This is a genomic window from Turicibacter sp. KK003 (genome assembly GCF_037014675.1).
In the GTDB taxonomy this organism is placed as follows: Bacteria; Bacillota_I; Bacilli_A; order MOL361; family Turicibacteraceae; genus Turicibacter; species Turicibacter faecis.
The window spans coordinates 1,218,960-1,243,027 of sequence record NZ_CP142738.1; the positions used below are offsets into that span (position 1 = coordinate 1,218,960).

19 protein-coding genes are annotated in these 24,068 nt (G+C 38.1%); 18 read left to right on the plus strand and 1 reads right to left on the minus strand.

The annotated features are described in order from the left end of the window. Positions 1–267: 267 nt before the first annotated feature. Both VXM77_RS06055 and VXM77_RS06060 read left to right on the plus strand, forming a co-directional pair. The gene (locus VXM77_RS06055) at positions 268–1,965 is read left to right on the plus strand and encodes a DUF3744 domain-containing protein (RefSeq protein WP_338507400.1); all 1,698 of its coding nucleotides are present in this window, start codon (positions 268–270) and stop codon (positions 1,963–1,965) included. 1 nt (position 1,966) lies between these two features. Continuing rightward, positions 1,967–2,797, plus strand: a complete 831-nt coding sequence (locus tag VXM77_RS06060; RefSeq protein ID WP_338507401.1) for an energy-coupling factor transporter transmembrane component T — start codon at positions 1,967–1,969, stop codon at positions 2,795–2,797. A gap of 168 nt (positions 2,798–2,965) precedes the next feature. On the opposite strand, the gene VXM77_RS06065 is transcribed toward VXM77_RS06060, so the two are convergent. Further along, the gene (locus VXM77_RS06065; protein ID WP_338507403.1) at positions 2,966–3,595 is read right to left on the minus strand and encodes an HD domain-containing protein; all 630 of its coding nucleotides are present in this window, start codon (positions 3,593–3,595) and stop codon (positions 2,966–2,968) included. 327 nt (positions 3,596–3,922) lie between these two features. Here VXM77_RS06065 and VXM77_RS06070 point away from each other — a divergent pair, with 327 nt between their 5' ends. The 16 genes from VXM77_RS06070 (at position 3,923) to VXM77_RS06145 (ending at position 24,062) form a co-directional block, all read left to right on the plus strand. Continuing rightward, the gene (locus tag VXM77_RS06070) at positions 3,923–5,215 is read left to right on the plus strand and encodes a Na+/H+ antiporter NhaC family protein (RefSeq protein WP_320100845.1); all 1,293 of its coding nucleotides are present in this window, start codon (positions 3,923–3,925) and stop codon (positions 5,213–5,215) included. Positions 5,216–5,354: 139 nt separating this feature from the next. After that, positions 5,355–6,905: a hypothetical protein gene (locus tag VXM77_RS06075; protein WP_338507405.1), complete on the plus strand. Its 1,551-nt coding sequence runs from the start codon at positions 5,355–5,357 to the stop codon at positions 6,903–6,905. 317 nt (positions 6,906–7,222) lie between these two features. Next, positions 7,223–9,715 (plus strand): glycosyltransferase, encoded by a 2,493-nt coding sequence (locus tag VXM77_RS06080; protein WP_338507406.1) that lies wholly within the window; start codon positions 7,223–7,225, stop codon positions 9,713–9,715. Then, a complete protein-coding gene (locus tag VXM77_RS06085) occupies positions 9,708–10,571 on the plus strand; it encodes a glycosyltransferase family 2 protein (RefSeq protein ID WP_338507407.1) in 864 nt (287 codons plus the stop codon). The genes VXM77_RS06080 and VXM77_RS06085 overlap by 8 nt, the downstream gene beginning before the upstream one ends. A gap of 2 nt (positions 10,572–10,573) precedes the next feature. Continuing rightward, complete coding sequence (locus tag VXM77_RS06090; protein ID WP_161832481.1) at positions 10,574–11,242, plus strand: hypothetical protein; 669 nt, start codon at positions 10,574–10,576, stop codon at positions 11,240–11,242. 37 nt (positions 11,243–11,279) lie between these two features. Continuing rightward, entirely contained in the window at positions 11,280–12,308 is a 1,029-nt protein-coding gene (locus tag VXM77_RS06095; protein WP_338507408.1) for a polysaccharide biosynthesis protein, read from the plus strand. Then, positions 12,305–13,414, plus strand: a complete 1,110-nt coding sequence (locus tag VXM77_RS06100) for an NAD-dependent epimerase/dehydratase family protein (protein WP_161832479.1) — start codon at positions 12,305–12,307, stop codon at positions 13,412–13,414. The genes VXM77_RS06095 and VXM77_RS06100 overlap by 4 nt, the downstream gene beginning before the upstream one ends. Positions 13,415–13,641: 227 nt before the next feature. Continuing rightward, the gene (locus VXM77_RS06105; protein ID WP_161832478.1) at positions 13,642–14,151 is read left to right on the plus strand and encodes a DUF308 domain-containing protein; all 510 of its coding nucleotides are present in this window, start codon (positions 13,642–13,644) and stop codon (positions 14,149–14,151) included. A gap of 94 nt (positions 14,152–14,245) precedes the next feature. After that, on the plus strand, positions 14,246–15,220 hold the full coding sequence (locus VXM77_RS06110) for a tyrosine-type recombinase/integrase (protein ID WP_338507409.1): 975 nt from the start codon (positions 14,246–14,248) through the stop codon (positions 15,218–15,220). A 511-nt stretch (positions 15,221–15,731) separates the two neighbouring features. Further along, complete coding sequence (locus VXM77_RS06115; protein ID WP_161832476.1) at positions 15,732–16,442, plus strand: BspA family leucine-rich repeat surface protein; 711 nt, start codon at positions 15,732–15,734, stop codon at positions 16,440–16,442. Positions 16,443–16,585: 143 nt separating this feature from the next. Beyond that, positions 16,586–17,083 carry a BspA family leucine-rich repeat surface protein gene (locus VXM77_RS06120; RefSeq protein ID WP_338507411.1) on the plus strand — a complete coding sequence of 166 codons (498 nt, stop codon included), beginning with the start codon at positions 16,586–16,588 and terminating at the stop codon, positions 17,081–17,083. Then, entirely contained in the window at positions 17,040–17,828 is a 789-nt protein-coding gene (locus tag VXM77_RS06125; RefSeq protein ID WP_338507413.1) for a BspA family leucine-rich repeat surface protein, read from the plus strand. Before VXM77_RS06120 ends, VXM77_RS06125 begins: the two co-directional genes overlap by 44 nt. Before the next feature lie 49 nt (positions 17,829–17,877). After that, positions 17,878–20,061 (plus strand): BspA family leucine-rich repeat surface protein, encoded by a 2,184-nt coding sequence (locus VXM77_RS06130; RefSeq protein ID WP_338507415.1) that lies wholly within the window; start codon positions 17,878–17,880, stop codon positions 20,059–20,061. Positions 20,062–20,182: 121 nt separating this feature from the next. Next, the gene (locus tag VXM77_RS06135; RefSeq protein WP_161832016.1) at positions 20,183–20,716 is read left to right on the plus strand and encodes a hypothetical protein; all 534 of its coding nucleotides are present in this window, start codon (positions 20,183–20,185) and stop codon (positions 20,714–20,716) included. A gap of 1,149 nt (positions 20,717–21,865) precedes the next feature. Then, the gene (locus VXM77_RS06140) at positions 21,866–22,720 is read left to right on the plus strand and encodes a hypothetical protein (protein ID WP_161832017.1); all 855 of its coding nucleotides are present in this window, start codon (positions 21,866–21,868) and stop codon (positions 22,718–22,720) included. Between the two features lie 835 nt (positions 22,721–23,555). After that, the gene (locus VXM77_RS06145) at positions 23,556–24,062 is read left to right on the plus strand and encodes a hypothetical protein (RefSeq protein ID WP_161832019.1); all 507 of its coding nucleotides are present in this window, start codon (positions 23,556–23,558) and stop codon (positions 24,060–24,062) included. Positions 24,063–24,068 lie beyond the last annotated feature (6 nt).

A 24,068-nucleotide genomic window follows, 5' to 3' on the forward strand; every position in this document is an offset into this window, starting at 1 on the left:
ACTTTTTTTTTCGAAATGAAAGATGGATGGATTAAAGAAAAGAATTTTTGTCAATGATGAAATGAACAAGAATATTTTTCACGGATGTTAAATACAAAATCGTGCGTTATTCGACAAAGGTGTGTTATAATATGAAGGTTGACGCTTATTTAACAAGTGTTCTTTTAGGTTAGAATGATAAGTTTATATTTTTATTCAAAAGAGGTTTAGCCCTTGTGAGTGAAAGGTTAAATTTTTATTTATTAGTTGAGAGAAAGGATGGGACGGATGAAAAAACCGATGATTGAATTTGAAAATTTTAGCTTTCAGTACCATGTCCAATCATGTCCAACCCTTAAAAATATTCAGTTAACTATTTATGAAGGTGAGAAAGTCTTGATTGTCGGGCCATCGGGATCGGGAAAAAGTACGCTTGCTCATTGTATTAATGGGTTAATCCCCCATATTTATCGAGGACAAACAACGGGAACTTTTAAAATTAAAGGTCAAAATGCTTTAACGCAATCGATTTTTGAACGATCGATGGTTGTAGGAACGGTCTTACAAAACCCAGATGATCAATTTATTGGGTTGACCGTTGTGGAAGATATTGCGTTTAAATTAGAAAATTTAAATGTCAAAAAAACAAAAATGGATCAAATGGTTCAACGTGTCGCTGAGCTTGTTGAAGTGGATTCGAAGTTGGCATCTTCACCCCATGAACTTTCAGGAGGACAAAAACAACGCGTGACTATGGCGGGAGTTATGGTTGATGAGATCGACATTTTGTTATTTGATGAACCACTTGCTAGTTTAGATCCCGCCACTGGGGTGAAGACGATGGCTCTTATCGAAGACATTCATCAACAGACAGATAAGACGATTGTGATTATTGAGCACCGTTTAGAAGAGGTTCTTTCTCAAAAGGTGGATCGAATTATTGTGATGAATCACGGAGAAATTGTGGGCGATTTAACGCCGAATCAATTATTAGCGTCCCCTTTGCTTCAAGAGGTGATGATTCGAGAGCCGCTTTATATTAGTGCGTTAAAGGAAGCCGGGTGCACTATTTGTGAGTCGATGAATCCTGAATGTTTAGATCAAATGGATTTAACGAGCTGTGTCGATCAGTTAAAAGATTGGTTTGAAACAACAAAAGCACCTATGGGTCGGGAACATGCGGATGTCATTTTATCGTTTGATCAGGTAAGTTTCGGCTATTCGCCTGATCACCACGTCCTAAAACACGTCTCATTTGAGATTCATCGAGGCGAGATGGTGAGTTTAGTTGGACGAAATGGGGCCGGAAAGTCAACCATTTCAAAATTAATTAGCGGATTTTACCAGCCTACGTCGGGGCATATTTCGTTTAAAGGGGAAGATTTAACCGGATCGACCATTAAAGAACGTGCAAGTAAAATCGGCCTTGTCATGCAACATCCGGGACAAATGATTTCTAAGACAATGGTATTTGATGAAGTGGCTTTTGGTCTTGTAGCAAGAGGCGTTCATCCAGAAGAAATCAAGCGTCGAGTGTATGAGACATTGAAAATTTGTGGATTGTATCCTTTCCGTAATTGGCCGATTTCGGCGTTAAGTTTCGGACAAAAGAAGCGGGTAAGTATTGCGGCGATTTTAGTGCTAAATCCTGAGGTGTTAATTTTAGATGAGCCAACGGCTGGACAAGATTTAAAGCATTATCGGGAAATTATGGAGTTTTTAAAAATGCTCAATGAGCGTGGGATGACGATTTTAATGATTACGCATGATATGCATCTCATGCTTGAATATACGACGTGTGCGCTCGTCATGGCTGATGGACGCTTAATTGGAGATGCCCCAACCTATCAAGTCATGAGTCATAAAGAATTAATTGAGGCCGCTCATTTAAAGCAAACCTCTCTTTATTCGCTAGCTCATCGCATCGGTGTGGATCCTGAGTCCTTTATTTATAAATTTATTGCACATGAGAAAGGGGGATCATAAGGTGAATCCGAAATTACTCGCCTATATTGACAAAGATTCGTGGATTCATCGATTGACGGGAAGTACGAAACTCCTTTGTTTTCTAATGTGGTCGATGACGGCGATGTTAAGTTACGATACACGTGTTCTTGTCGTTATGCTAGGTCTTAGTTTTGTGATGTATAAAGTGTCAAAAATTGTTTTTAAAGAGATTGCCTTTGTGTTTTATTTTATTCTCGTTTTTTTAGTGATTAATAATCTAGCCGTCTTTTTTTTCTCTCCGTATGAGGGGGTAGCAATCTATCACACTCGACATGATGTGATAAAACTTATCGGTCCCTATACATTGACTTGGGAGCAGTTATTTTATCAGCTAAATATGACGTTAAAATATTTGACGATTATTCCTATCGGGCTCATTTTTTTAGTAACGACTCATCCGAGTGAATTTGCGGCCTCGTTGAATAAGATCGGTGTGAGTTATAAGATTGCCTATTCGGTTGCGATTGCTATGCGTTATATTCCAGATATTCAGCGGGATTTTATTGAGATTTCGCAGGCTCAACAGGCACGAGGTATTGATTTGTCTCGTCGTGAAAAATTGCCGAAGCGTCTTAAAAATATGGGGGCGATTTTAATGCCTCTTGTGTTAACAAGCCTTGATCGAATAGAAACGATTAGTTACGCCATGGAGTTACGTTCATTTGGAAAGTATAAAAAACGGACGTTTTATAGTGAACGCCCGTTTCGAAAACAGGATGGATTTGCCCTTTTAGGAATGGGGGTACTGATGATTCTCTTTTTATGGATTACGTTTTCTAATGGTTCACGTTTTTATAATCCATTTCTTTAGGTTGATCTATTCAAGTCATGTTGTCCTCTGCTTAGAAGGGGAACTAATTTTTATAAAATACTAAAAAACCACTCATGCCGACGAGTGGTTTTTTAGTATTTTATAAAGGTATAACGAGTAGGTTAAATGAATGCGTTAAAACGGTTTCTTCTCCTACCTTGGAATTTCTTATACTTTTGGGAGGACGCCATTCTTCTTCCAATTATAGAAGACGCTGATTTGAAAAGTGGGGGCGTCTTTTACCTTCTCTAAAAATGTTGCCGCTTCTTCATCGGCCGTGTAAATGGCTTTGACGCTAGGATAAAGCTTAAGCACTTGATCGTAACGGTAAGTGTTGTCACATATCGTATGCGGTCCAGCGTGCCATCGAATGAGCATGATTTCTTCAATCGTGAGTCGAATGTATTGCTGGGCTATCATGACGCTTTTTTCACCGTGTCCAAGCGGGAGTTCGTCGATATACTCGTAAGTAAAGTAACATTCACGCTCTCCCTTTTGATTAGTTTTAAGCTTGAGCGTCGGATGAAAGACGTTAACCTTACATAGATCATGTAGATAGCCGGCTAAATAGATGGTTTCACGTGAAAGACCGAGATGAAACATCTCATTTTTTTGTAGTAATAATTCTACCACGTTATGACAGTGAATGGAAAGTCCATGGGGATAGTTACCGTGTCCTTTGACACTCGCCGGCGCCGTAAAATAATCACTTTCTTGGGTTAAAAAATGGATCAGTTCGTGTATTCCCTCTCGATTCACTTGATGAAGGCGACCTAAGATGGTTTGTTTAATGCTCATAAAATCGATACTCCTTTCTTCATATGTTTTTAAAATATGGGACAAACGCTTCGAAACTTAAGGTGCAAATGTTGACAAAAAATACGGTCATCAGTAAACTATATATAAACCGTATAAACAGAAGTGCTTTCTACATTTCATATGGCAACTGAAAGATTCGATATAGAGGACGTGCAAGACAAAGGATGGTCTAACTAAATCGTTTACAAGGTAAACATGTTTAGATTTCTTTTTTAAACGTCTCTCAATCTTAATTCATATTCCATTGTCTGATAAAGGAAGCGTAGATTGGTAGGAAAGGTTTAGAACCTTAGGAGGAGGAAAGTGATGAAATCAGATCAAAGGAAAGGAAATCCGTGGGCGTTATTGCCACTCGGTCTCTTTTTAATTTTATTCATTGGAAGCGGAATCATGACAGGAGATTTCTACTCGATGCCCGTTCTTGTGGCATTTTTATTCTCGTCAATTGCCGCATTCGTCATGAATCGTCAACAGTCATTTCATGAAAAGGTAGGTATATTTTGTAAGGGTGCTGGCCAAGAAAGTATTATGATGATGGTCATGATTTTTTTATTGGCGGGCGCATTTTCCGGTGTGGCCAAGGCGATGGGAGGCGTTGATGCGACGGTACAATTAAGTTTATCGTTACTTCCACCTCATTTAGTGGTGGTTGGACTATTCATTATTGCAGGATTTATCTCCGTCTCTATGGGAACATCAGTTGGAACGATCACGGCTTTAACACCTGTTGGACTTGGTGTTGCGCAGGCAACGGGAATTGATGTAGCACTTGTTGTTGGAGCCATCGTCGGTGGTGGAATGTTTGGAGATAATTTATCTATTATTTCAGATACGACAATTGCAGCGGTGAGAACGCAAGGGTGTGAATTAAGGGATAAGTTTAAAGTTAACTTTTTAATTGTTTTACCCGCTGCGATTTTAGCCCTGATTATTTTACTCGCGTTAACCTCACAGTATGAGGTTACGCTGGATGCGGTGTATCAAATTGAGTGGTTAAAGGTTGTTCCATATTTATGTATTTTAGTCGGGGCTTTAATGGGCATCAATGTCTTTATTTTACTTGGAAGCGGAGTGGCCCTCGCAGGGGTGATTGGATTTATGACACATGCCTTGACGTTACAGCAATTCATTGACGCTATTTCGCAGGGAATGGCGGGGATGCAGGAGTTAGCCTTACTTTGTTTAGTTGTAGGTGGTGTGTTAGAACTCATTAAACATCATGGTGGAATTGATTATTTATTGTATTTAATCAAATCGCGCGTTCGCTCTAAAAAAGGAGCAGAAATTGGTATTGCAACGCTCGTGAGTGTGATGGATTTAGCAACAGCGAATAATACGATTGCCATTGTCATGGCGGGACCATTGGCAAAGGAAATTGCTGAGGAGTATGAAATTGATCCGCGTCGTAGTGCAAGCTTACTTGATATTTTTTCATCGTGTTGGCAAGGGCTTATTCCGTATGGAGCGCAAATTTTAGGGGCGGCAGGTCTTGCAGCTATTTCCCCGATGGAAATTGTAAAATATGTCCATTATCCAATGCTAATGGGTGTATTCGGAATTTTGGCAATTATTTTCGGATTTCCAAAATTAAAAAAATAAAGCGTTTAAGGACAGTATCGCGTATACTGTCCTTTTTTGGTAACCGAGCCGTTGGAATAAGCGGAAAAATGCTCGTATTTAACGCATATTTATCTGATGAATACACATATACTGTTAAAAAGAAAGGGGGATAGAGAGGATGAGACGAACTCGATTGGTTGAAAATCGGGAAGTCTTTTTGGCCTATGTGTTAGCAAGATATAATTTTTCAACGATTGAAGGGTTATATCATCGATTTCCACTTGTTTGGCAACGCCGGGATAAGTATAAGTATTATCGTCATGTGTGTTTGGAAAGGCCATTGTTAAAGGAAGAATATAAAGTGAAGTTTGCTTATTGCTTGTTTGAAGCAGCAAACGACGATCAGACTATTTTCAATGCGTTATTTGATGAATTATATAAACAAAATCCGCGTTTTTATAAAGAGATAAAAAACAAGCTTGGAAAGCATCCTGTGCTAAAGGAAGTAGAGCTTAAAAAATTTATCTATCAAGAAAAACCTGATGAACAGGAGTTTTTAATTTATTTGTCTGTGCTTGATTTTTTTCTAGAAAAACAGGGGGTCAACTACGAGGTAAAAAACACGTTTAATACATTAAAAAAGAGTGTATTAGAAAAGGAACAAATCTTTTTTGAGTTCGAGGAAGAAAGTTATTTTTACTTGAAAAATCAATTGGTCAAATCCAACTCGCTCTTCTCAAAGCGAATTAAAAGCTTTTGTCGCGGATACTCTGACTATTTAGGGAAAAATGTGGTTGATTTTTTGAATGCCAAACTGGAGTCGTTTTTCCAATCAGCTGAATCTCATAAAGTGATTCAATGGTTAAAAGATTTAGGGTTATGGACACAGAAGATGGATTATCGCTTAACACAAGCAGACGTTTATCAGTTGATGGCATTGCTACTTTGCACGGATGAAGATGAGGAGTATGGAACGGATGAGGAGCAGACGGTACGGTTAGGTGAATTTGTATTACCGATGCCTATTTTCGTCGCTTTTGAACAATCGTTATATGAATTATTACCGTACTTTGTCCTAAGTAATATTATGCAAAAAAATCGGGAGTTTTTTTTACAGTCCTGCCATACGAAGGATCCATCTATTTCTAAACAATTAGAAAAAGAGGTGAACCGCCTTAAACACGAATTAACACGGGTAAAAGAGATGAATACCGATTTAAAATCTTTATTAGGTAAGCAAAAAGACGCTTTGGAAAAAGCTAATAAAACAAAAATGAAGGAATTAGAATCGACGCTCATAACAACCTTAAAAGAAAAGGAGCGTCTGGAACAGGAGTTAATAAGTTTACAGGGAGAATATGCAACACTCAAGCTATCCATAAAGGAAGGGTCTCCATCGGTGAATCACATGACGGAGATTGTTGTGGACGAGGCGCTCGACATTGAGAAAATAAATTGCCCTGAGGTGATGATTGTCGGGGGCGCAACTCCAACGGTTCAAAAATTAAAAAAGATTCTTCCAAATTGTAAGTATTTTGAGGTTGATAAACGATATAATGATCAATATTTTAATGGCGTAAAATTAGCCATTTTGTTAACAAATATTTTAAATCATGGAATGACGCGAAAGCTAGATAAACATTGTCCTCAGATCAAGAAAAAATCGTTGAGTATGACAAATGTTGATCTTATTGTCAAAGAGATTGCGAAACAATTAGAAGATATTTAATGACCTAAGAATAAAACAAAGCCTCTTAGCTATGAAACTAAGGGGCTTTTTTATATAAATGAAAGCGACATTTCTCATTGAAAAATGCGGTCGTTCCATGAAGGGTTAGGTGTTTTTTGAAAGAGTTTAATTCTCATGAGTCTGGATAACTCTTGTAGGGGAGAAGGAGAAATGGTCGCTAAATTCAGTTTATTATTGATAATGTTTGTTTATGAAAGGGTTCTAGTATTGATGCTTATTTGGAGGTAAAAAGTGATACTTTTTGGCGAACTTTCATATAATGTCATATATTGAAGGTTAGGAGGGGAGTGCGAAAAATGGAAACGAAAAATTTGGAAGCTGCCTTGGAAGTCATCCCATTTTTAGAACTACCTGAAGGAATTAGAATCCTTGAGGTGACTCATTCCTCGCCCTTATTCACTCCGGTGTTAGGGTGTGTAAATCTTTTAGATAATAAAAAGATTGATTTATGTGTTGTAAATAGTGGGGAGATGACATCCAATGTTTTAGGCTATTATGAAAAGATTTTTTTTCACTCGTTAGGGGGGACGCATGAAACGCACTGGAATCAAGCGTATGATGTGGTCCTTATTCCCGATGCGCTAAATACGCTTAGTAAACAGGAGGGGGAAGCATTATTACATTGGCTTATTCAACGTGGAGTTTCTTTAATTTATGCCCTAGTTAAAGACGATAATTTGGATCAAACGTGGACAATACCGGATTTTAAATCTTTTGATATTTCATTCTATCGATTACCTAAACTAAATCAGAAATTAATTAAAATTTATCCCGCTACTTCTAAAGCGGTGAAACCCTTACAACCCATGATGAAATCAAGGAATCCATTAACGATTCTTTATGTTATTACTCACCGATCGTTAACCGGAGGACTTAAAATTTTATACGAACAAATGAAGTTTTTACAAAAACTAGGATACCGGATTAAACTGATGATCCGTGGAGATTATGATCGTATTGTACCAACATGGGTTGAGGATTTCGTTCCGGATGAGGAGATTATTCGTCGTCCTTACGAACCTTACTTAACTGATGATTTAGAAGCCGATATTATTTTTGCGACTTTTACCGGAGAGTTTGAAGAATTGGTCAGTGACCGCATCCCTGTATTTTATTGGGAGCAAGGGCATGAGGCGTTATATGGTGATGTTCAATCATTGCAATCTGAGGTGATCCTAAGAAATAGATTAAAAAAACAATTTTCACACGACATTTACTATGCGACGAATTCGTTATACGTGCATGATATTGTTCAAACTCGGTTTGGAAAAAATTCATATATCTTTCCTATCTATATCGATACGTCTTTCTATTATCCGGAAGTTAAAAAGGAAAAGGAAAAGTTAACTATCTTATTAGTAGGAAATCCGGTGCTAAAATTTAAAGGATTTGTCAAAGCCTTAACCGTATTAGTTAATGTTTGGAATCGCGGATTACGTTTTAAAGTAGTGTGGGCATGTCAAGTCAAACCAGAAGTTAGTCCGGTTCCTTTTGAGATTGATTATCAGGTAAATGTTTCTCAACTAGAATTGGCAAAAGTGTATCGAGAGGCGGATATTTTACTTAGTTGCTCTGATTATGAAGGAGCTGCTATGCCGCCACTAGAAGCGATGGCTTCAGGTGTATGTGTGGTGGCAACCAATTGTGGAGGGATTATGCAATACGCCCAACATGAAAAAAATGCCCTTATTTCACAAACGCATCAAGTCTCTGAATTGGCCGATGGGTTAACACGGTTACTTACGAATCCGGCGTTAAGAGAGAGACTCATTCAAAATGGATTAAAGACAGCGCAGTCTTTAAGTTTTGAGCGTGGGATCACCCAACTTGAAAATATTCTTCAAACAATTGTGGATGATTTTCAATGGAAGAAGCAAGTGAATTATTCTCCATATAAAGTGAGTGTTATTATTCCGGCTTATCAAGTAGAGAAATATATCTTAAGATCAGTGTCATCGGTTTTACGGCAAACATTCAAGGACGTAGAGATAATTATCGTTGATGATGGGTCGACTGATTTAACGGCTAAACTAAGTGATGATATTGCGAAGGCCTATCAAAATATCCAAGTTATTCATCAAAGTAATTTAGGATCGGCGAAAGCGCGTGAAGTCGGGGTTCAGATGGCGAAGGGGGAATATCTTTTATTTCTTGATGCAGATGATTGGCTCGATAAGGAGGCCTTAGAGAAATTGTATACGCAAGCGACGCTCGAAGAAGCGGATATTGTCCTTTTTCAAGCGGTACTTGTTATCGGAAATAAGGGGTATGAACTGAATATTTTTAGTGGATGTCCCGAAGAGATTGCAGCTACACCAGTCCTTCATTTCCTACAGGATAAAATTAAACCTTCGATGTGTGCAAAATTTATTAAACGAAGTTTTTTGAATGAACATCAGATTCATTTTCCCGACATATCGTATGCAGAAGATGTTGTTGTAACAAGTCGTTTACTACGCTATCATCCTAAGCTTAGCTTTTGTGATCAACGATTTTATTATTATGATCAACGAGAAGGGAGTCTAGTGCATTCGGTGAACGAAACACGTTTAGAGATATTCAAGGCCTTAGAAGAAGTGGCTAATGTTTTAAGAGGTTGTCAATTATATGATCGCTATGAAAAAGAATATATTAACTTTGCGTTCCAACACTTATCACCCGTAAAAAAAGTATGTCTAGAAAATCAGGAATTAAAGGCGGCATTTGATTCGCAGTATCAGCATTGGTATGAGAAATATTTGAATGGAAAGTTTATTATTGAGCAGAGGGAGGGAATAGATAGTGATTAAGGTGAGTGTTATTATCCCGGCTTATCAGGTAGAGGATTATCTGATTAGAAGTGTTTCATCAGTCTTAAAACAGACACTTCAGGAGATTGAAATTATTCTTGTTAATGATGGTTCGACCGATAAAACCGCTAATTTATGTGATGAGTTAGCACAAATGTATCCATCGATTAAAGTGATTCATCAAGAAAATCAAGGATCGTCTAAAGCACGTGAAGTCGGTCTTGCCCAATCTACGGGCGAGTATATTTTATTTTTAGATGCAGATGATTGGTTGGCTCCTAAAGCCTGTGAAACCCTTTATCAAAAGGCAGTAGAAACTGAGGCGGATATGGTCATTTATCAGGCCTTTTTAAAAGAGGGTGGACGCGATCATCCCCTACGAATATTTTTTACTTCTGAGGATGAGATAAACCGAGATCCAATTTTCTGTTTCCTAAACGCGCAACTTGCTCCTGCTGTTTGGGCGAAATTTATGAAACATACTTATTTAAAGGGAACGGGATTGAATTTTCCCCCACTATCTTATTCGGAGGATGTCATCATCACGTTGCGTTTACTATTAGCTAGACCAAAAATCACGTTGTTAGAGGAACCTCTCTATTATTATTATTATCAACGTCCAAATAGCATTGTCCATGTGATAAATGAGCATTGTCTTGAAATTTTTGAATCGTTAGCTTTAGTGAGATTGGATTTAAAAGCGAAGGGACTCTATGATCAATACCGTACACAATACCTTCATTTTTCAGAACTCCATCTGTCTCCTGTCCGTCAAAAGGTTAAACGCAACCCGCGATTAAAAGAAACGTTTAATCAATTATATGAAAATTGGAAGAGAGAGAATGTGGAGGCGTGAAGATGAATCAAACGTGTATTTTAGTATTAAGTTGTGATTGCTATGATGATTTATGGGATATCTTTTATCACTGTTTCAAAAAATATTGGCCCAACTGCACATTTCCAATTTATTTAGCGACGGAAACAAAAAGCTATGATAAAATACCAACACTTTGTGTAAATGAGCCTGTTTGGACAACGCGTATTAAGAAAACGCTCGAATTACTTGATACCAAGTATGTAATTATTTTATTAGATGACTTTTTTATTCGGAGTCAGGTGAATGAGGAACGCATTCAGTATTGCATCGATCATTTTGGAGAAAATACAGTGATGTTTAACTTTGAGTTAGAGTATAGTCCGAATATTAAAACCGATTTAACTGGATTTAATTTACGGCCACCAATGGCTCCATACTTACATAGTTGCCAACCGGGAATTTGGAAGCGAACAGAGCTCATTAATGAATTAAAAATTCCTCAAAATCCGTGGCAATGGGAGTTGATGCGTTTTTCGACAACAAAAAAATACTACATTAATGCAACGAGAAATCCGATTATAGATATTGGAAATTACCATCAAAATAAATTTAGCATTGTTCGTGGAAAGTGGGCGCGTGAGGTGATTCCTTTCCTTGAAAAGGAAGGGATCAACGTTGATTATTCTAAACGTGGTTTTTTTGAGGAATAGAAAAGAAAAGGTTGATCGAATGAGGGATGTGAGATCGATGTTTAAAGATAAAGTATTATTGATTACGGGAGGAACGGGGTCATTTGGAAATACGGTAGTTAAGGCGTTTCTTCATCAAGGATTAAAGGAAATTCGTATTTTTTCTCGCGATGAGAAAAAACAAGATGATATGCGGAAGAAGTATCACAATCCCAAATTGAAATTTTATTTAGGGGATGTTCGTGATTCAGATCGTGTCAAAGAGGTGATGCGTGGAGTTGACTATGTGTTCCATGCGGCTGCCCTAAAACAAGTACCATCCTGTGAGTTTTATCCCATTGAGGCAGTAAAAACGAATATTTTAGGAACCGAAAATGTATTAAATGCAGCAATTAGCTGTGGGGTCAAAAAAGTAATTTGTCTTTCAACTGATAAAGCTGTTTACCCCATCAATGCGATGGGGATGTCCAAATCGCTTATGGAAAAGACGTTTATTGCCAAGGCCCGATTGCTTGAAGCGGGACAGACCGTGATTTGTGGAACTAGATATGGGAACGTTATGGCTTCCCGTGGATCTGTAATTCCATTGTTTGTTGATCAAATTAAAGAGGGGCATCCTGTGACAGTGACGGACCCGCATATGACACGTTTTTTGATGAGTCTTGATGAGGCGGTTAAGCTTGTCATGTTTGCGTTTGAAAATGGGGAGCAAGGAGATATTTTTGTTCAAAAGTCCCCTGCGTGTACGGTCGAATGTTTAGCTAAGGCTATATGTGAGATTTTTGGTGTTGATCCTCTCATTGACATAATAGGAACGCGACACGGAGAAAAGTTATACGAGACCTTAGTTTCGTCGGAGGATATGCTTGTTGCCGTGGATTATGACTCCTATTATAAAATTCCATGCGATAAAAGGGATTTGAACTATCATACGTCGGTTAATACGACCAAATCGCTTGTGGAACAGCAAGCCTATACGTCGCATAATACGTATCGGTTAACTATAGAAGAGGTAAAGGAAAAATTGTTAAATCTTCCTTATATTCAGGAGGCATTAAAAACTAATCGAGGGGATGATTTTAAATGAACGTACTTGTAACGGGGGCGAACGGATTTATTGGAAAAAATCTTGTGGCAACTCTTAAATCTTATCAACAATATAACATCCTTGAGATTGATAAGGGGGGGACCCCTTCTGAATTAGATCAAGCGGTACTTCAGGCAGATTTTATCTTTCATTTGGCGGGGGTCAATCGCCCATTAAATGAGAGTGAGTTTTTTGAAGGAAATGAGGAATTAACGAAACGAATAACGAATGTTTTAATGGCACATGAGAAAAATACTCCCATTTTGTTTACTTCATCCATTAAGGCTGGTGATAAAACTGCCTATGGAAAAAGTAAGTTATCCGCGGAAGTGGCGTTACAACGCTATGCTGAGAGGAATTTAGCGAAAGTATATATTTATCGGTTACCTAATGTTTTTGGAAAATGGGCACAGCCCCACTATAATTCGGCTGTCGCCACCTTTTGTTATCAAATAGCAAGGGATGAGCCTATCTGGATTAAAGATCTAAATCTCCTATTAAATTTAGTGTATATTGATGATGTCTTATATCAGTTTCTAGAAATCTTGCATGAGGATTGTCGTAAAAAGAGTGGCCTGTTGACTGTCACACCAGTTTATTCTTTGACACTAGGGGAATTAGCAAACATCTTAACGGGGTTTAAAACTAGTCGTCAAACAAAAGAGGTGATTCAAACAGATAACTTATTGGTAAAAAAGTTATATAGCACCTACCTTAGTTACTTACCTGAAAATGAATTGAGTTATCCCTTAATTATGCATAAGGATACACGTGGGTCGTTCACTGAATTTATTAAAACATCTAATCGAGGGCAATTTTCGATTAACTGTTGTAAACCGGGTGTCACTAAAGGGAACCACTGGCATCAGACCAAAATTGAAAAATTTCTGGTCGTGAGTGGGTATGGATGTGTGCGATTACGTTCCATTTTTAGTCATGAAATTTTGGAGTATGAAGTCAATGGAGAGGACCTAAAGGTGATTGATATCCCTGCAGGATATACTCATCACATCGAAAATACTGGGGAAACGGATTTAATTGTTATTATTTGGTGTAACGAGTCTTATGATGAAACTCACCCAGATACCTATCCCTTGGAGGTTTAAAGCGACAAAGGGTTTAGAATTGTTCATTTTTATGAAGACTTCGGCAAGTAAGATTAATAATTTCCGTGTTGATAGTTGCTTTCCCCCATTTTATAAGGAAAGTGAATTTGATTTTTGCTCATTCATCCTTGGTGAGGTTATAAATAAGAAATGTTGTTACATACTAACAGTGTGTTTTCAAGTGGAAAATACACTGTTTTTTCATGCTCATTGAAAGGAGCGATAAGATGCAAAGTTATCTAGAGAAATTATTTCTTGTAGAAGGAATTGCCTTCGCGATTATTGGCGTCTTCTTTTTTATTTTCCCGCTTCAAAGTATTATTAGTCTGAGTGCGTTAATCGCGTTAATGTTTATGGTTATCGGTGTGATGACGATTGTACGAAGTAAGGGTCGTGAAGGACGTTTCTTTTATATTTTTAATGGATTAATTAATATTTTATTCGGATTAACGCTATGGCTTTATCCAATTTCAACGCTCGATGTCCTGGTGTTAGTTTATGGGATTTGGGTGTTAGTCCGAGGAATCTATTTAACGTTTTTATCGATTCGTAACGGTTACTTTGGACTCAATATTTATACGGCGGCCAATGTTATTTTTGTTATTTTTGGGGCGTTGGTCGTATTCCAACCATTTAAGGCGTTGATTTCTGCCCCATATTTTATTGGAACGGCACTTATCATTACAGCTTTAGGTGAAATTTATTTAGGAATTAAACTAAAAAATACATACCGTTAAAAAAGGGAACCCAATTTGGTTCCTTTTTTTGATCTCATTCTTTTATATTCGTCAAAATTATGCTATGATGAGAATATTTCAAGTAGAGATGGTGATGATGGTGGAATTAATATTAAGTCGAAATCGGGCGGTTGGGCCAGAGAAAAAAGTTCACTTTATTCGACATTTTTTGAATTTAAAAGCAAGCAATAGTCGGTATACGGCGATCTCGTATGAACGGGATATTTTAGATTTCTTTCAAGTCGAGACAATAGAACAGATTACACTTGAGCAAATTATTGCGGTTAATATGTTTGATGTGGAGCACTACTTGTTAGATTTGAGGGGAAAAGGATGTGCAACAGCGACAATTAATCGAAAGGTTTCTTCGTTAAGTTCACTTTATAAGTGGTTGTTAAAATATCAGGATAACAAGACGGGAACAGCGTTGCTTCGGTTTAATCCATTTGGTAATTTAAAAGAAGAAAAGCCTAAAGTGACATCGAAAGAGACCGAGTTCTTAACGGAACAAGAGTGCACGCAGTTGTTGGCGATTTTTGATACAACCAAATTGGTCGAGTTAAGAAACAAGGCCATTATCTATTTAGCCCTGACGACCGCCCTACGTAAATCGGAATTGATTCATATTCGATTGAAGGACCTTGCTACTTATGGGGAATACGAGGTCATTCATGTTGTACGAAAAGGAAATAAGCGGGACATGGTGAAGGTGCAGGCACCGGTGAAGGCGTTGATTGATGAGTATGTGGCACGAACAGGGCGTGATTATGACAAGGATGCATCCAGTTATTTGTTTGTGGGGCATTCACGAAATAAACGTAACAATGAAAAATTAGATCCGAGTTCGCTCAATTATATGATGAAGACGGCGTGTCAACGGGCGGGGATTTCAAAGCATTTGAAGGTGCATTCGACACGGCATACGGCGATTACTCTCGCGATTCGTGGAGGGGCAAGTATTGAGAAGGTGCGTGATTTTGCGGCCCATCAAAACATTGCGACAACGAATCGATACGTTCACTCCGTGGATAAGTTGAAAGAAAATGCGGGAGATTTAATTCAGTTTTAATGGTGAACTGAATGGTATGGCTGGTATGGATCCAGGAGTGATTGGAGACATGCGAGCCATTTTTAAATGGAAAAATTCACTGTGCCCCCATGAATCGAACAGTTATATTTAGTTAGGGGGACTCCCCTTTAAAGGTTATTCATAACTTTTGTTTTAGCTTAATCATGTGTACGAATTGCTTGGGGCCTACGGCGGGTGAAGTCCTTTTTTTGCCTAGGGAGGGAAGCTCATTTTCTATAAAATGTTAAACAAGAGGGATCACACCTCAGATGGCGGGAGCGTATAAATAAGATAGAAGACTCAATGAAAGGGAGAGAAACTATGGCAACATTTACTTTGGATAATTGGGATTATGATGACACAAGCCCAGATAAATATATACTGAATGGATGGACGGGAAGTACCACGGAAAAGGAAATCTATATTCCAGGGGGGGTATAACGGACGACAGATCAGTTTAAAAGACCTTAAAATTTTCCCATCTTCGATGACCCACCTACAACTAGAGGAAGTGAATGGTAAAAAAGTACAATTAGAGACAGTGGATTTATTGGACTCTTTTAAAGAAAATCGAACGGTTATTAATTTAGATTTAAGCGGTTTAGATACGAGTCGAGTAACGAATATGAGTGCAATGTTTTCCTGGTGTTCTTATCTAAAGAGCCTAAACGTAAATGGCTGGAATACAGAGAATGTGCAAAGTATGTTTGAGATTTTTAATTATTGCAGCAGCTTATCAAATTTGGATGTAAGTGGGTTTCAAACGGAAAATGTGACCAAAATGGGTTCGATGTTTTCAAGATGTATCCAATTAAAAATTATTGATTTCAGTCAGTGTCATTGGGTAAGCGTTCCAAACAACGTATTTAACTTTTCATCAACTGCCCCCCTTATTGTAATATCTCCGTCTCAAGGGATTAAAGGCTACAATTTTTCATCCATTCGTCCCTTATCTTGGGCAACATTTAAGGCGAACGATGGAGTTTTTTCGGATGGATCAAAGGAAAAATCAATGCAAGTTAATCAGTACGTCTATGAGAGTCGTGAGGCATTAGAGACTGTAGGCTCCTCGCAAAATCCGGCTTGTCCTACGCGGTGTTTCCTAGAATGGAGGTCAGATGTTTCGTTATCTGATCTTCCACTAGAGGAGTTGGTAGGGCAAAGCTACCATGCTGTGTGGTGGCCGTATAGTTCAAGGGGGCGGACCCAACATCACAGGTAAAAGTGAAGAATAATTCATTTCTAACATCAAGGAGGATTTCTTTTAATATGAAGAAGTCCTTTTTATTTAGGCTAAGGGTGGCACGCTCAAGATGGGGTGAGCGTATAAATGAGATAGAAGACTCAATGTAAAGGAGAGAAACTATGGCAACATTTACTTTGGATGATTGGGATTATGATGACACAAGCCCAGATAAATATATACTGAATGGATGGACGGGAAGTACCACGGAAACGGAAATCTATATTCCAGGGGAGTATAACGGACGTCAAATTAGTTTAAAAGACCTTAAAATTTTCCCATCTTCGATGACCCACTTAGAACTAGAGGAAGTGAATGGGAAAAAAGTACAATTAGAAACCACCAACTTATCGGAATCTTTTCGTTATAGAAGTAAGATTATTCATATTGATCTAAGCGGATTGGATACGGGAAATGTCACGAATATGAGTTGTATGTTTAATGAATGTAGTGGGTTAACAAGTGTGGATGTGAGTAGGTTTGATATGACAAATGTTACGGATATGAGTTACATGTTTAGTGATTGCGGGGGGGGGGGGAGGGGGGGTAACGGACCTAAGTTTGAGAGGATTTCAAATGGGAAATGTCCTGAATATGAGTGGGATGTTTTCGGGTTGTAGCGGGTTCACAGGTTTAGATGTGAGTGGGTTTGATACGAAAAGTGTCACGAATATGAATTCCATGTTTGCTAGTTGTAGTAGGTTAACGAATTTAGATGTAAGTGGGTTTGATACGACAAATGTCACGGATATGAGATCCATGTTTAATGAATGTAGTGGGTTAACGGGTTTAGATGTAAGTGGGTTTGATACGATAAATGTCACGAATATGAGTTGCATGTTTGAGGGATGTAGTGAGTTAACGAGTTTAGATTTAGGTAGATTTAATCTGGAAAACGTTCAGTTTAAATGGGATACGTTTAAAGGATGTACTCAATTAAAAATTATTGATTTAGGGCAATGTCAGTGGACAACTGCGGATAATTTATTTGGATTTCAATCTAATATTCCGCTTATTATAATCTCCCCGTCTACCGGTATTCAAAACTATGATTTTTCAAACATTCGCCCACGATCAGGTTTAAAATATAAGGCAGGTCAGGGAAGTTTTCTCGGAGGATTAAAAGAAAAAACGGAATATCCAGGTCAATATGTCTATGAGAGTCGGGAAGCATTGGCAAGAGCAATCCCGGATATAAATTTGTCTGAAAGACCAAACTATGCAACATATTTCTTCCTACGGTGGGACGCTAAACCCTTATCAGCGTCTAATTCTTTGGAGGAATTGTGGAACCGAGCGAATGGTAGCTATACGGCAGTTTGGTGGCCCGCCGATGTGAAACTTCGTTCACGTTTTTTCCGCTGACCAAGTTAAGGGTCGTTTGTATTTAATGCCAAGGAGGATTTCTTTTAACATGAAGAAATCCTTTTTATTTAGGCCAAGGCTTGCACGAGAAGGGGAGGTTGACCATATAAATACGATAGAAGATTCAAGAAAAAGGAGAGATATGATGGCAACATTTAATTTGGATAATTGGGATTATGATGACACAATCCCGGATAAATATATCTTAAATGGGTGGAAGGGAAGTAGCACGGAAACGGAAATCTATATTCCAGGTGAATATAGTGGGCGCCAAGTTAGCGTCAAAGATCTTAAAATTTTTCCAAGCTCTATGACACACCTACAACTGGAGGAAGTGAGTGGGAAAAAAGTACAATTAGAAACCACTGACCTATTAGAATCTTTTAAAAATAACCAGACGGTCCTTAACCTGAATTTAACTGGACTAGATACGAGTCAGGTCACGAATATGTCTCAAATGTTTTTCGACTGTCAAGAAATGACGGATTTAAGCTTAAGTGGTTTAGATACAAGTCAAGTTACTGATATGAGTGCGATGTTTTATAACTGCAGGGGATTAACAAGTTTAGATGTGAGTGGATTTAATACGGGGAAAGTAACGGATATGTCTAACATGTTTAATAGCAGTAGCATAAGGAACCTAGATGTAAGTCAATTTGATACGAGTCAGGTCACGAACATGAATTCCATGTTTTATGAGTGTGCTTTGGAATCCTTGGATGTAAGTCAATTTGATACGAGTCAGGTCACGAACATGAATTCCATGTTTTATGAGTGTGCGGGTTTAACAAGTTTGGACCTGACGAATTTTCAAACCGGGAATGTGACCGATATGAATTCCATGTTTTATGGGTGTTCGGGTTTAACAAGTTTGGACCTGACGAATTTTCAAACCGGGAATGTGACCGATATGAATTCCATGTTTTATGAGTGTGCGGGTTTAACAAGTTTGGACCTGACGAATTTTCAAACCGGGAATGTGACCGATATGAATTCCATGTTTTATGGGTGTTCGGGTTTAACAAGTTTGGACCTGACGAATTTTCAAACCGGGAATGTGACCGATATGAATTCCATGTTTTATGAGTGTGCGGGTTTAACAAGTTTGGACCTGACGAATTTTCAGACCAAGAATGTGACCGATATGAATTCCATGTTTGCCTATTGCGGTAACTTAACGAGTTTAGATTTGAGTCGATTTGACACAAGTCGGGTCACGGATATGACGGGGATGTTTTTAGACTGCTCTGGCTTAACGAGTTTAGATGTGAGCCAATTTGACACAGGTCAGGTCACGGATATGACGGGGATGTTCGATTACTGTAATAGCCTAACGAGTTTAAATGTGAGTCAATTCGATACAAGAAATGTCAAAGGTATGAATGGGATGTTTTCCGACTGTTCGAGTTTAACGGATTTAGATGTGAGCCATTTTGATACAGGGAATGCGACGAATATAGGTCAAATGTTTCAGAGGTGTAGTCGTCTGACTGCTTTAGACGTTAGCCATTTTGATACAGGGAAAGTGACGGATATGAGCTCTACGTTTCAGGGGTGTAGTCGTCTGACTGCTTTAGATGTGAGCCATTTTGATACAGGAAAAGTGACGGATATGAGTTCTATGTTTGCCCAATGTTCCGGGTTAACCGATTTGGACTTGAGTCATTTTCAACCCGAGAATATCACAAATATGAGTCAAATGTTTAGTGGGTGTAGTGGCGTAACAATCCTGGACTTAAGTGGATTCAAAACGGCTGTGGACCCAAGTGTGGATGAGATGTTTAGTGGGTGTACAGCGGTAAAAATTATTGATTTTGGTCAATATAAGGCAAATACGATTCCAGATACTATGTTTTCAAACTTCACATCGGATGTTCCATTTATCATAATCGCCCCTTCTCAAGGGATTCAAAATTACGATTTTTCAACGGTTCGTCCATTATCGATGATGGAACTAACGACGATTAAGGGGAGTTTTCCAAATCAATCGAAGGATGAAACAGCACGTCTTAATCATTATGTTTATGAAAGTCGGGAGGCATTGGCGGATGGCATTAGCAATGCACAGGACGAGCATCGCCCCTTCTATCCAACATATTATTTGTTGCGATGGGATCCTAACGGGTTAAGCTCAGATTATCCAGTGGAAGAACTATGGAACCGAGCGAATGGTAGCTATACGGCAGTTTGGTGGCCCGCCGATGTGAAACTTCGTTCACGTTTTTTCCGCTGATGATCTGGTATTCAAAAATATAGACCTCCCTTTTGTTTTATTTTCTTAAGTATATTATTTTTTTCCAGGGGGCTGAATAAGTTAAAGAGAAAGCTAATTTGTTTTTTCGGGGGGAAGTAAGATGACGCCTGCTAAGGAACTGCTAGGGAGAGCCATTGAAGAAATTAAGGAAAATTATTTAGATTATCAATTTATAACTCATCGCGATGTGACATGGGTGTTGCAAAAAACAATGAGAGAACTCATTAAGAAAGAGGGTTACCCCCTTGAGGTTTATCATAACTATCCACTTGGGCGTGAGCGTCAGAGCCTTAAGGACTATGAATTGGTCATCGTTGCCCAAGGGATTAATTATCGCCATGTGTTGTCTAAAGAAGCATCAGTTGAGCTCGTGGTCCGACTCCTCTTTGAACCATCACGTCATCGTGAGGACATTTGTGAGTACGCCTTACCCTATGTGTTATCGCCTATGCTTGTAGATGAAAGAAAGGAACTCCAATCATTAAAAGAAAATCGATTGACGAGGGAGACGCAGCTCCTTTTGATTGACGAAGGTTCCCGTCATGATTCGGCGTTTTTTGAACCAGGAACCATACGTAAGTGGGGAGACTACGGAGATCATGGATTAGATGTGTCAGTTATTGAACTCGACTGATACGCCTCTTAATTGAGGGGGAGGATCTAAAATATGTCCGGCCGCTCAATAAAAGGAGGACATCTGGCCTTAAAAGACAAGACACGGGTTTTAGACGGTTATCCGAAGGTTAATTATTCGGACGAATCACTAGAAATGGAGACTAAAAAATAGCGAAAGACTACGAGGCCTTCCCCTTTCTGGGAGGGCTCATTTTTTTAGATGCCGTTTCCGATACATCGTGATATGGGAAACGTATGGAATCGATGCACGCCTTGATTTCATATTATAGACCGGGATATGTTATAAGGGCCAATCTTGGGGCAGCTAAAACAACCCGGCTTACGAAAGGATAGGGCCCATTTTTTTGAATGATGAACAAATCGTTAGTTTAGGGGTAGGACATCTTATAAAATTTTTTAGTGTTTATCGCACGTTTGTGTCCTCTCAGAGATTGTCATTAATTTAGATTTAACAAGCTACCTGTTAACACAAAATCTCACTCTCGTTCGACTTTCAGTCATGGCCATTTGATGGGGAGTAAATTTCTCTATAAGTCAACGGTACGGTTTAGTGATGGAACAACCCGCGCAAACCGTCTAAAAACAAGGTAAGGCGGTGGGAGAGTCATTCATGAGGTATAGTTTAAATTGAACTTAGAGAAGCTCCACTCTCAAAGAAGTGTAAGTGAATCTGTGCAACGGATATCAAGTTCTTACCTGTGTATAACGGCTCAACGCTATTCGAACCGTTTATCCTTGGTTTCCAACGTCGCACTTATCCCAATTCCCTTTTTTACACGAAAATCTCAAATCGGCGAAGTTTTTTTCTGTATAGGGATAAAAAAACCTCTATTTCTCTTATTCCAATATTTAACTCATCTCTTCACTTTTTTCAACGTCTTTCTTCCCTTGTTTTTTCTAAAAACTACTCTTAATTATTGGAGAATAAATCCTCTTAATTATATTCAATATAATTAAAGTTATATTGAATATAAAACTTATTGGATTGAGTGTATACTTTTTGTTTACATAAGTATACTTGTTGTATATTGATACAAAAACAAATGTTTACGCATGTAAACATTTGTGGCGCGGATAAGTGGAGGGGTAGAAAAAAGAATAAGAATGAGGTATAATAGAGAAAAAAGAAATAAAAAAAGGTGAGAAAATGGCGGATACAGTATTAAGTGTACGAATTGATGAGGAATTAAAACAGCGATTTATTGAATTAGCACAGGAAACGGGAGTTAATAATAAAGATTTAATGCAATTATTAGTGGCGCAATTTGAATTGAATCAAATGGGAGGAGAATCCCAACAATTTCAACAAGAAGTTGAAGAATTACAACAAATTACAAAACGCATGACGGATATTTATATTCATCTGATGGAGCGCCAAAAGATTCGGGAGTTAGCTCTTAAAAATAAGGAGAATCAACAATTAATTAAACAAGAAGAAGAAATTGAAAAGCTAAAAGAAAGTCTCGAACAATTAAGCGAAAAAGAAAAGGTTATTCAACAATTAAAAGACGAGGTAAAAGGGTTAAAGCAGACCGTGACGACGTATAAAGAAGAAGAAAGGAACTTCAAGGATTTAAACGATTTGTTGCGTCAAAAAAATACAGAATTAGAGCGAGAAGCGGCGCAAACCAAAGTGATTCTTGACTCAGCAAAGGCCACACGAGAAGAAGTTGCTAAACTAAAGGCAGAAGTAGCAGATCAAATGGAGGAGATTAAGCGGTTAACGACTCAATTAGAGTTAAAAAGAAACGAAATCAAAGCGCAAGAAGAAAGACAACAAGCCTTACTCGTAAAAGAACGAGAGGCATTAAATCAACACCTCGAAATTGTAAAAAAAGAGCAAGCATTAAACTATCAAGAACTAAATCTCCAATTAAAAGCAGACTATTTAAAAGAAATAGAACAACTAAAAAAAGAAGAAGAGGCCAAAAGAGCATTGTTACAAGCGGAGTATCAAAAAAAACTTGAAAAAATGAGAAATCTAACTGAAGAAGAATCGTGAGATGAAAAAAGGTGATTCCGTCCTTGAGAGAATCACCTTTTTTCATCTCACGATTGGAAGTATTCGGATGATAGTGCTGGATTAAATAGCTAGAAGGGAGACAGTGCTGATACGAAGATTTATATTGTAGGGAAGTCTGAGAGAAAATAAAATAATTTAAAAATATCTTGAAGACAAGTTTCCTAGCTCACCGATGGCTCTTAAATTTGAAACGGTTAATTACTAAAAAGTAATGTTAGAAACAACGGATTTAAGGAGCTCTCTTATTAGCAGAACACCATTAAACATCATTGATTTAAGTGGTCTAGATACAAGTACTGTACAAGATAGGAGTTATATGTTTAATGGTTGTAGTGAATTGCAGGAGTTCAATCTTGCATCATTTAATACGACAAGGATGAGCAAAATGGATGATATGTTTACGGAGGAGTAACCTTAAAAACATTGATTTAATGTTTCGAATGGTTCACCTATACATTTGGCTTGAAATATAATACGAAACTTCTAGTCTTACCCCCTTCGACTGGAATAAAAGTCTATAAATTTTCATGGGTTCGTCCATGTTAAGTGTCACGTTTAGTGCAAACAGTGTTTTTTGGAAGATGGAATCACGATAAAAACAGCAGATTCGAATTATGTGTATGATGAGGGTGAGGCGTTAAAGGCGACTCACCTTTTCTATATTCCTTTCTTAAGAAAAAGATTGAGATTCATCCCTCAAGTATCATAGTTTGTGATAAGTTGGCATAGATTAATTAAGGGAACAGGGTTTAAGTTCAACAAGCGTCTAGATAATGTCTCTTTATTTAGACGGATTTAATCTGAGGTGATGAAAATGATTTATAAGTTTATTAATTATTTGAAATCAGTATCAGTTGAAGGAGAGTACGGGGTGGAACATTTACGACACAATCCGCCTTATTATGAAAACGATCATGTGTGTTTAGAAATTAAAGAAGTCGCTCATAATGAAATCTCAGTCCAAGTGAAACGATGTATGTTTCCAATCCATCACATCCATTTAGAATTTTTAAATCCGATGGAAAATATCAAAGCACAATTAGATTTGAACGGGGACATTCATCCATTTTGCGAAGAAGCAAAAAACAGTCCTTGTTATATTTGTTCTGATTTAGGAATTTACGCGTTGGGGATGGAAACTAGCGAATCAAATCAAGCATCCTTTTGGGTGAATGCCCGTGAGATTTCGGTGGATATCCCGCTACATGAGATGAATCACACAAGCGCACGATTAGTTTTTGAAAAATATTTATCGGTTCACCCTAATCAAGAGATTATTTCACGCTTTAACCAATTGCTCATGACTGGAGTGGCCCAATAAAGGCAA